Annotated in this window: 8 protein-coding genes and 1 pseudogene; 4 read left to right on the plus strand and 5 right to left on the minus strand. The window is 60.4% G+C overall.

Annotation, left to right across the window (positions count from 1 at the left end):
- Together EN925_RS10420 and lptF are read right to left on the minus strand one after the other, a co-directional pair.
- Positions 1-236 (minus strand): annotated as a pseudogene (locus tag EN925_RS10420) (LPS export ABC transporter permease LptG); the annotation flags it as partial.
- Positions 236-1,438, minus strand: a complete 1,203-nt coding sequence (gene lptF, locus EN925_RS10425; protein WP_013532506.1) for an LPS export ABC transporter permease LptF — start codon at positions 1,436-1,438, stop codon at positions 236-238. The pseudogene EN925_RS10420 and the gene lptF, both read right to left, overlap by 1 nt.
- Before the next feature lie 351 nt (positions 1,439-1,789).
- Here lptF and EN925_RS10430 point away from each other — a divergent pair, with 351 nt between their 5' ends.
- On the plus strand, positions 1,790-3,301 hold the full coding sequence (locus tag EN925_RS10430; RefSeq protein WP_127384698.1) for a leucyl aminopeptidase: 1,512 nt from the start codon (positions 1,790-1,792) through the stop codon (positions 3,299-3,301).
- 28 nt (positions 3,302-3,329) lie between these two features.
- Positions 3,330-3,779, plus strand: coding sequence for a DNA polymerase III subunit chi (locus tag EN925_RS10435; protein ID WP_013532504.1), 450 nt, complete (start codon positions 3,330-3,332; stop codon positions 3,777-3,779).
- Positions 3,780-3,808: 29 nt separating this feature from the next.
- On the opposite strand, the gene EN925_RS10440 is transcribed toward EN925_RS10435, so the two are convergent.
- Together EN925_RS10440 and EN925_RS10445 are read right to left on the minus strand one after the other, a co-directional pair.
- Entirely contained in the window at positions 3,809-4,294 is a 486-nt protein-coding gene (locus tag EN925_RS10440; RefSeq protein ID WP_013532503.1) for a DUF995 domain-containing protein, read from the minus strand.
- A 133-nt stretch (positions 4,295-4,427) separates the two neighbouring features.
- Positions 4,428-5,351, minus strand: a complete 924-nt coding sequence (locus EN925_RS10445) for a glycoside hydrolase family 26 protein (protein ID WP_013532502.1) — start codon at positions 5,349-5,351, stop codon at positions 4,428-4,430.
- A gap of 598 nt (positions 5,352-5,949) precedes the next feature.
- On the opposite strand from EN925_RS10445, the gene EN925_RS10450 reads away from it, so the two are divergent.
- Together EN925_RS10450 and EN925_RS10455 are read left to right on the plus strand one after the other, a co-directional pair.
- Positions 5,950-7,830 carry a cellulose synthase catalytic subunit gene (locus tag EN925_RS10450; RefSeq protein ID WP_127384679.1) on the plus strand — a complete coding sequence of 627 codons (1,881 nt, stop codon included), beginning with the start codon at positions 5,950-5,952 and terminating at the stop codon, positions 7,828-7,830.
- Between the two features lie 292 nt (positions 7,831-8,122).
- Positions 8,123-8,530, plus strand: coding sequence for a hypothetical protein (locus EN925_RS10455; RefSeq protein ID WP_013532500.1), 408 nt, complete (start codon positions 8,123-8,125; stop codon positions 8,528-8,530).
- Between the two features lie 160 nt (positions 8,531-8,690).
- Here EN925_RS10455 and EN925_RS10460 read toward each other — a convergent pair whose 3' ends face one another.
- The gene (locus tag EN925_RS10460; protein ID WP_198032118.1) at positions 8,691-9,692 is read right to left on the minus strand and encodes a glycosyltransferase family 2 protein; all 1,002 of its coding nucleotides are present in this window, start codon (positions 9,690-9,692) and stop codon (positions 8,691-8,693) included.
- Between the last annotated feature and the right edge of the window lie 82 nt (positions 9,693-9,774).

Raw genomic sequence — 9,774 nt, forward strand, 5'->3', positions numbered from 1 at the left:
AGCGTCGCCATCGCCGAGAAGAGACCGACGAACGGCCCCGTCTGCAGCATGATCATCGGCATACGGAGGCCTGAAATGGCTACCGCCGTGCCGTAGGTGAAGCCGGGCAGGCCGGTGGTGCGGCCGGACAGCTCGGTGAAATCGATCAGGAACACCAGCGCTAGGAGGCCGATGAAGAACCAGATGGTGATCGTCACGTAGCGGAAGAAGAAATAGCGGCCCAGTGTCCAGCCCATCAGCCGACCCCTTGCCCTGATGTGCCGCGCCTGGACAAACGCAATTTGAAAGCATTCCAGCTGTCAGCGATGCGCGAGGCGAAGTTTGTCATCCAGTCCGCCCAGGTCACGGGCAGTTCCAGTGTCCGGTTCGAGACGATGAACCAGATCGCCACCGCGGAAGCCACGATCGGCACACCATAGACCATATAGGCATATTGCGGGATCTCATCCGCCTTGCTGGCGGCGAAAAAGCCCAGCCAACGCACGAACAGCGATATCGTGATCGCCGTGATCAGCGGATTGACGCGCGCCTCGCGGTGCGAGCGCGCATCCCCGGCGACCGCAAGCGCGATCAGCGCGAAAACCATGGAATAGGTCCATTCCGAGAACCGCTGGTTGACTTCGGCCCGGTATTCGTAGGGGCTCTGCTGATAATACTTGTCGTTGGCGCTCGGGTTGAGCAGGTACTGCGTCGTCTGGTCCTTGGGCAGGAGCGTCACCGCTGAAGCCGCCGCCATGAAGGCCGACATGTCGAAGGCATAGGAGGTGAAGCGGATGACGGAGAGATCGCCGGTCAGCGTTTTGCGATGGATGACGCCGTCATTCATCATCAGCACCTTTTCACCGCCGCGTTCGATGATGCTGCCGGTCTTGGCGTAGTAGACGAGGTTGACGCCTTCTTCGCGCGAATCGGCGACGAAAATGCCGCCCAGCCGATTGTTGGGAAGGCGCTCGCCGACCTGCAGGAACAACCCGTCGTCGATCTTGCGGAAGGTGCCTTCCTGGATGATCAGCGACAACAGATCCGCGCGTGACGACGCCACCAGGGCCCGGTTCTTCTGCCGTGCGTAAGGATCGATGCCGTTGTCGACGGCAAAGGAAAAAACGGCTGCGGCGAGCGCCAGCAACATGATCGGCCGCACGATCGTCCAGCGCGAGGCCCCCGCGGCGTTGACGACGGCAAGTTCGGAATCCGAATTCATGACGCTGAGTGTCTGTGCGACCGCCACCACAAGCGCAAAAGGCACCACGATCGGGATGATGGACGGAAGGATGAGGGCGGCGACTTCGAAGAAGGTCAGCGCCGATTGGCCGCTGTCGGTGACCAGATCGATCTTTGCCAGCACCTGCGTCGTCCATACGATCGCCAGCGTCCACACAAGAGCGGCCATGAAGACCACGAAAGCGCGGCGCATGATGTAGCGTTCAACGACCTTCATGAAGGCTTTTCTCGATTTTTTCGAACGGCATCATGCCGCCGAACAAGGTAGCTGTCCGGCAGCGCCTGCACAACTGGCTCATCAGATGGTCTATCCGGGTTCTGTCCCACATCACGCCCCCCGGCTGGGCGGAGTGTCGGCGGGAATGGATAAGAAAGGGCGAACATCGATGGTTAACAACAAGTTGCGGCAAAAAGCGGGGCCGTGCCGCGACGAATCGTCATCGATTCCATAGGTCATATGGGATGCCAATTCGGCAAAGTCTTGCCAAATGCCGGAAAACGACCAAATGTCGCGCATCGTTTCGAACCGCTTCCCCAAAAGTCGCGCATTCCCTGAAAGCAGGACATGATGAATCAAAGACCATCGATCGCCTTCGCCAAATTTTCCGGGTCCCAGAGCGCGGTGAACAAGAAGGGCACGGTCTTCGTGCTCGCGGCGGATGAGGGCGGCCTGAGCGACGTCGCCAAGGCCAGTGATCCCGGCAAGACACTGGAGCGGGCTTTTCCCGTGGCTGAGTTCACCGGCAAGTTCGCCAGCACGGTGGAAGTTCTGGCCCCGCAGGGAGCGTCGCTCGACAGACTGGTGGCGATAGGCACCGGCAAGGTGTCGGGACTGGACGAATATGCGTGGTTGAAGCTTGGCGGCACCGTTTCCGCGTCGCTGCGCAAGGCGACCGAGGTAGCGGTGATCCTCGATGTGGTCGGCGCCTCGCCGAGCGCGAAGGACGCGGCAAGCCTTGCCGCGGGCATTCTCCTGCGCAGCTATTCCTTCGACAAGTACAAGACCAGGAAGGACAAGGACGACGGCAAGGCAGAGCCGAAGAAGCCGGTCAAGGTGACCATCCACACCGCCGATCCGGCCGCTGCGAAGAAGGCCTTCGCCGATGCCGAGGCGGTGATCGACGGCGTCCTTCTGGCGCGCGACCTCGTCAACGAACCGGCAAACGTGCTTGGGCCGGTCGAGTTCGCTGCCCGCGCCAAGGAACTCGAGGGGTTAGGCGTCAAGGTAGAGATATTGGCTGAGAAGGAAATGAAGAAGCTCGGCATGGGCTCGCTGCTCGGTGTCGCGCAAGGCTCGCCACGCGGCGCCCGCATGGCGATCATGCAGTGGAACGGCGGCAAGCCGAAGGACAGCCCGATCGCCTTCGTCGGCAAGGGCGTCACTTTCGACACCGGCGGCAATTCCATAAAGCCGGCCTCGGGCATGGAGGATATGAAGGGCGACATGGGCGGCGCCGCCGCCGTTACCGGCCTGATGCATGCGCTGGCGGCCCGCAAGGCGAAAGCCAATGTCGTCGGTATCATCGGACTGGTCGAAAATGCCGTCGACGGTCATGCCCAGCGTCCCGGTGATATTGTCACTTCGATGTCGGGCCAGACCATCGAGGTGCTCAATACCGACGCCGAGGGCCGCCTCGTGCTGGCCGATGCGTTGTGGTACTGCAACGACCGCTTCCAGCCGAAATTCATGGTCAATCTGGCGACGCTGACCGGCGCCATCATGGTGGCGCTCGGCCAACATTATGCCGGCCTGTTTTCCAACAATGACGAACTGGCCGAAAAATTGTCGGTGGCGGGGCAGGCGACTCAGGAACGGCTGTGGCGCATGCCGCTCGGCGCCGAATACGACAAGCTGATCGATTCCAAGAACGCCGACATGAAGAACATCGGCGGCCGTTTTGGCGGCGCCACCATCGCGGCGCAGTTTCTGCAGCGCTTCGTCAAGGACACGCCATGGGCTCATCTCGACATAGCCGGCACGGCCATGGGGGCGCCGTCGAACGAGATCAACCAGTCGTGGGGTTCCGGTTTCGGCGTCAGGCTGCTCGACCGGCTGGTGCGCGATAACTATGAGCAGTGAACGGGTTCGATCACTATAGGCTGAAGCGATGGCCGACGTTCTGTTCTACCACCTGACCGAATCGACGCTGGAGGATGCGCTGCCAGGCCTCCTGGAGCGCAGCGTCGACCGTGGCTGGCGCGCCGTGGTGCAGACAGGCACCGAGGAACGCCGCGATGCGCTCGACCAGCATCTTTGGACCTTCCGCGACGATTCGTTCCTGGCGCACGCAACCGATCGTGAGGCTCATCCCGGCGAACAGCCGATTCTGTTGACCACCGGCGACGGCAATCCCAACGACGCCAAGATAAGGTTCCTGGTCGACGGCGCGGTGCCGCCTGACCTTGGCGGCTACGAGCGCGCGGTGTTCCTGTTCGATGGCCACGATGCCGCCCAGCTCGAGGCGGCGCGAGGACACTGGAAGGTGATGAAGAGCGCTGGCCACGACGTCACCTACTGGCAACAGACGCCAGATCGCCGCTGGGAGCGCAAGGCGTAGACCAGCCGCTTGTGGCGGATGACACGATCCTACAGTCTTGCCTTGATCCGGTTCTGTTTCCGGGTGACGTAGTCGCCGTGTTTCAATCTCTTGAAAACATACCAGTCGCCATCCGGAGCCTTGCGCTGGTAGATTACTTTGCCAGCCTGGCGGTGCTCGAAGCAGGTCATCGAGCCCTTCACGCCCCAGGAACCGTGCCATTGCGCACGCCAGCACAGCTTGCCGCCGCCGGGAATGAACCACATGCCGTCGCCATAGCCCGACTTGCCTTTGTCGTGGGTCCAGGACTCGAACTGTCTCTGCTTGACGGCAAAGAAGCCGGCGCCCTTCTTGCCCCACAGCCACGAATGGTTCTGATAGATCTGGTAGACGCCTTCGTCAGGAACCGCTGTGGCCTCTTGAGCCTGCTCGGCGATTTTCATCGCCGTCTTGGCTGTCGCAGGAGCCTGGAAGGCAAGAACAAGAACGGAGCAGGCGAATGCCGCTCCAAGATAATTTCCCACTACCCGCTTCACGAAACTTCTCCACAGACTGATTTACGCCACGCCTCAATCCTCATCCCGAACCGCTGGTTCGGGATGGATCACGATCAAACAAGGAGATTGGAAGTCGATCCCGATCGCGTCGGGGTCGATCAGCACGATGCGTCTACGGCAGGACGTGCTGGGTCACCCTCCAGTCGGGCAGACCATAGCCACCCAGCCACGGCCACACTTCCTTCTGGTTGAAGTAGACAACCGAAGTCAGCGCCGGGAACTCCGCGTAGGATTTGCGGGAATCTTCCTGCCATTTCGAGACATAGTCCTGCTTCCCGACATAGCCGAGTTCCGCAACGATGATCGGCTTGTTGAACACTGCAACGCGGTCATAGCCGGGCTTCAGCAGCTCAGCGAAGGTGCGGTCGCGGCCGGTCTCGTCATCATCTTTTTTCTGCAGACCGAACACCGACAGGCCGATGACGTCGACATAGTCGTCGCCGGGGTAGTATTTTTCCAAACCCTCTTCGCCTTTGGGCGACCACATGTACTTGGCTGCGGGGGCAGCTTTGCGGCAGATGTCGACTTCGCGCTTGTAAGCGGAGATCCAGTCCTTGGGAGCCCAGTTGGCCCAGGTGAAGCGGCCGTTCTTGTCTTCCATTTCCTGCGCCCAGCGAATGGTCACCGGGCTCTTCATCTGTCCCACCAGGTCGCAGATCGCCTGCATGTTGGCGTCATATTTGCCGCTCAAAATGCCGTCGCGCAATTCGGGCGGGGTGATGCGCCAGTCCTTGGACCAGGTCCACGGCTCAACCGTGATCAGCAGCGAACGGCCGCGCTGCAGCGCATAGGCGTCGGCGAGTGGCAGCGTCGACAGATCGACGTCTTCCCAGGGCAGGAACAGCTCTTCGATGCTGGCGCTCTTGTCGGCGCTGAAGTCGCCGTAGGGATCGTAGGATCCGAACGCCGAGGCGGCGCTGCTCGTCTGGACGGGGTCCGTCGCGGCTACTGAGCCAGCGCCTCCTGCCGTGGGGAACGCGGCGCTTCCGCCCAATGCCAGCGCGATTGCAAGTGCTTTTACTGTGGAGTGTTTCATGTCGATCTCCCATGGCCCCAACCTCTTGCGGAAGTTAAGGCTTCGCCCGTGCGCATCGATGCTTGATCGACACGATTACCCAAAACCGATCGGCTCTATTTGCAGAATCTGCGGGATTTCGGAGCGACCCGTTGGCGGATGTGCGAAACCTGACACAGAGCCACCCAAAAAATTATCTCTCAAGGCCCTATACAGGGGGCGCTCGAGAGAAAGTTCGCCGCGATACTCACAAATTCGCGTCAATATCCCGATATATCATCCCTGGCTAATTTAAGAGCCGGTCGCGACCAAGAGTCAAGTGCAATTAACGGTTGCTTAACCATATGCGCGCGACATGGTTAACGCTGCTCTCAAAGTTCGATCCTTGCCGGACAGCTTTGGCCCGGCGAATTCTCCAGCGCTGAAAAATTTGCGGCTCATCGTTCACGTGCTGGTCGGTGGAAACTGTTCCACCGGACTATCCTTAACCAGTTCTGAAGAACCATAGTTAAGGAATAACTAATTTAGTTGACTCTAAGGATGCCTGAGCGGATTCTGCTGCTGGGTTAGGCTCATCGGCCGTCGTTTGGCTGATGCTCGGGTGGCGGCAGTAAAGTGTATGAGTGTTTCCGCGGACGTGGGGATCATCGGCAGTAAGACCATGCCGAAACGGGGGCGTGGGGCAGCTCCGGGGAAGGCGGCGGAGAAGCCTCCTTTTCTGGTGCCCGTGCTGTCGGCCGCCCAGAAGCGGATCTGGAAGCTAGGACTTGCCTGCTGGTCGGTAACGTTCGGATTTTTCTGGTTCTGGTGGCTGCAGCCCGGGCACATCGAACACGTTATCCCATACATGCTGGCGACATTGACGCTCGTATGGCTGACATTCATGCCGATGTATTTTCTCTTGAACGTGCATGCGATGAAAAAGCCGTCCAGGCTTCACACGATCCCGAAGCATTCGCGTGTCGCGATGGTGGTGACCAAGGCTCCGTCAGAGCCGTTTTCCGTGGTTGCGCGAACCCTCGAGGCAATGCTGGCGCAGGACTGTCCGCATGATACCTGGCTGGCCGACGAGGACCCGTCCGAGGAAACGATTGCCTGGTGCGATGCCCATAACGTCATGATTTCGACGCGGCGCGGGCGGGAAGATTATCACCGCAAGGTGTGGCCCCGCCGGACGCGCTGCAAAGAGGGAAACCTGGCCTTCTTCTACGACCACTATGGTTATGAACGCTATCACTTCGTCGCTCAGATGGACGCGGACCACGTCCCGACACCAACCTATCTCAGGGAAATCCTGGTCGCCTTTGCCGACCCGGCGGTTGGCTATGTATCGGCGCCGAGCATATGCGACAACAATGCCGCTGAAAGCTGGTCGGCACGCGGCCGGCTGTTCCCGGAAGGGATGTTCCACGGACCTTTGCAGTCCGGCCACACGGGCGACGGAACGCCGCTCTGCATCGGCTCGCACTATGCCGTGAGAACCGCAGCGCTCAAGCAGGTCGGCGGCCTTGGCCCGGAACTGGCCGAAGATCACTCGACGTCCATGCTGTTCATTGCGGCTGGTTGGCGCGGTGTGCATGCCATAGACGCCATTGCCCATGGCGACGGCCCGCAAACCTTTGGCGATCTTGTCACGCAAGAGTTCCAGTGGTCGCGGAGCCTGATGACGATCATGCTCGAATACTCGCCCATATACCTTTCCAAGGTATCGCCACGGCTGAAATTCCAGTTCCTGTTCCGCCAGCTCTGGTATCCGCTTTTCGCCGTATTTTCGCTTCTCATGTACATCATGCCGATATACGCGCTTCTTACGGGTCAGAATTTCGCCAATGTGACGTATATTGACTTCCTTCTATACTATGCGCCGAACTCGATTTCGCTGATTGTGCTGGTGATGCTGTTGAAGTCCTTCGGGCTGTCGCGCCCACTGACCGCCAAGACGATCAGTTGGGAGGGAATGTTGTTCTCATTTTTCGCTCGTTGGCCGTGGGTGCTGGCGGGCACGCTGTCGTCGATCCGCGATTATCTGACCAAGTCGTTCGTCGATTTTCGCGTTACCCCCAAGGGCAGTGGCCCGAAAAACCTGCTGCCTGCCCGCGTTATTGTTCCCTATGTGGTGCTTGCAATGGGAGCTTCGCTGCCGGTCCTTCTTGTAGACCGCGCCTCGGACGCCGCCGGCTTCTACTGGTTCGCTGCCTTCAATGCGTTCGTCTACGGATTGCTTGTGGTCGTGATCATCACCAGGCACCTCGTGGAGAACAAAATTTCGTTGCGTTGCAATGCCGCGAAACTCGCCTTGCAGACCTCGCTCGCTGGCGTTGCGCTCTTCGTCCCGGGCGCCGCGTTCTGTGACCGCGGCCTGGAAGGCATATATGGGCTCCAGCAGGGGGCAGGCGGTATGCGCATCGTCAGCGTGGCCTACCCGGTTTCCGGAGCCGGGCGCGGCGGGAGCGGAACCCGCACATTCCATCTTGACCCCGCCTGGAATCCGCCACGCTGACGCCGACAGGCGTCCGTGCGCAAACAACTCCCCTGAACCGCATTTGCCTTGATAGCCGGCCGGCAAGCTGTAGCAGGGCCAGACACGGGCCCAAAAGGTCAAATTTTAATAATATCCGGTCGAGTGCCGAAAGACCGCGCTCATCATATCGTTTGCATGATATTTAATAAGTCTCCCCTAATATACAGCTCATGATGTGAGTGGCGATGGGTCACTCGCGTGGTGCGGAAAGCAAATAAGAGCAATATATCTCCGCGCTCCAGCGACTTGTATTTCATGGCAGGGGATAGCGATGAACAAAATAATGGAAAGAGGGGCAAGGCTCGGCAAGAAACATGCCTGTGCATTTGCCGCGGTTGCATTGATCTCGATGATGTCCGGTTGCCAAAGCATGGATGCCACCAAGACGAGCTCGATCGGCACCAAGCCCGTGGTTCATTCGCTTGGCCAGAGGGTGCACTACGCCAAGGACAAGCGGCTGCATCTGATCAACCGCAAACCGCTCACCAAGATGACCAACGTGACGCGTACGAGGGAGGAGGCCTATGCGGCCTTCGTGCGGCCGCAGCGGGTCGGCAGGCCGGCGACGGTGAAGGTCTCCTACAGTCTGGGCAATGGCGGCCCGCTCCTGGGTCATTCGCCCTGGATATGTGGTCCGAGCGGTTTCGGCCAGCGCGCCAGCTGCCGTTCGCGTTACTAAGCCATCAGACCTGAAGCGCGGCCGATTTGACTGCTGCCGGGTCTTTGCCGGGGGGGCGCGAGTGGAGGGCGGGAGGTTTGCGCAGACGTTGCGCTTTGCCTCTTGCCCTCCAACCGCCATGCGTTCGTTAGGCGCGGACCTCCGTGGCATTCCGATCAGGTCACGATGGTCGGCCCGGGGCGTGCCAGCCGTCATTGTCGCCGGCCGGCGGCCGTAGCCGCGCGACATAGGCCGATGCTCCGTTCGCCTCGTGATAGACGCGTGCCAGCATTTCCGCCAGCACGCCCGACGTCACCATCTGCACCCCGGCGATGAGCAGGAAGAAGCCGGTGAACAGCATCGGGCGCGTTCCGATGTCTTCGGCGAAAAACAGCTTCAGGCAAAGCAGGTAGGCAAGGATCAGCGAACCCAGCGCGCCAAGCACGATGCCGATGCCGCCGAAGAAATGTCCCGGCCGTGTGCGATAGCGCATGAAGAAGTACATGAACACCAGATCGAGCACGACCCTGAAGGTGCGCGAAATGCCGTATTTGGACTGGCCGTGGATGCGGGCATGGTGCGTCACCACCTCCTGCGCGATGCGTCTCGGGGTCGTCACCGTGGCCAGCCATGCCGGGATGAAGCGGTGCATCTCGCCGTAGAGCTTGACGCTGCGGATGACGTTGCCGCGATAGACCTTAAGGCTGCAGCCATAGTCCTTGAGGCGCACGCCGGTGACGCGCGCGATCAGCGCGTTGGCGATGCGCGAGGGCAGCCTGCGCATGAAAAACCCTTCCTGGCGGTCCTTGCGCCAGCCGACCACCAGGTCGAGATCCTCGCTCAGCAGGCGATAGACCATGCGCGGAATGTCGTAGGGATCATTTTGCAGGTCGCCGTCGATCGTGGCGATGACGTCGCCGCGCGCCGCGTCGATGCCGGCCTGCATCGCGGCGGTCTGCTTGTAGTTGCGCACCAGCTCGACCGCATGCACATGCGAGCCGTAATGCACTGCAAGGCGCCTGATCTCGCTCACCGTCGCGTCGGTGCTGCCGTCATCGACCAGCACGACCTCCCAGGGCTGGTCGTAGCCTTCCATCGCCTGGTGGATCCGTGCCAGCAGCGGCTCGACATTTTCGGCCTCGTTGTACATGGGGACGACGATGGACAGCGTATGGTTCGGCATTACCGCGCCGTCAGGCAGTCCCGAAGCAGGGATGGGCAATACGTTCATTGGGATGGCTTCCTTGCAGGTCCGACAGCCGGAT

The sequence above is a fragment of the Mesorhizobium sp. M7A.F.Ca.US.006.04.2.1 genome, from assembly GCF_004022915.1.
GTDB lineage: Bacteria > Pseudomonadota > Alphaproteobacteria > Rhizobiales > Rhizobiaceae > Mesorhizobium > Mesorhizobium ciceri.

Bases quoted from the DNA above. Each gene is read 5' to 3' on its own strand.
- EN925_RS10450 (WP_127384679.1), top strand. From the start codon at position 5,950: ATGAGTGTTTCCGCGGACGTGGGGATCATCGGCAGTAAGACCATGCCG.
- lptF (WP_013532506.1), bottom strand. From the start codon at position 1,438: ATGAAGGTCGTTGAACGCTACATCATGCGCCGCGCTTTCGTGGTCTTC.
- EN925_RS10460 (WP_198032118.1), bottom strand. From the start codon at position 9,692: ATGCCGAACCATACGCTGTCCATCGTCGTCCCCATGTACAACGAGGCC.
- EN925_RS10430 (WP_127384698.1), top strand. From the start codon at position 1,790: ATGAATCAAAGACCATCGATCGCCTTCGCCAAATTTTCCGGGTCCCAG.
- EN925_RS10445 (WP_013532502.1), bottom strand. From the start codon at position 5,351: ATGAAACACTCCACAGTAAAAGCACTTGCAATCGCGCTGGCATTGGGC.
- EN925_RS10455 (WP_013532500.1), top strand. From the start codon at position 8,123: ATGAACAAAATAATGGAAAGAGGGGCAAGGCTCGGCAAGAAACATGCC.
- EN925_RS10435 (WP_013532504.1), top strand. From the start codon at position 3,330: ATGGCCGACGTTCTGTTCTACCACCTGACCGAATCGACGCTGGAGGAT.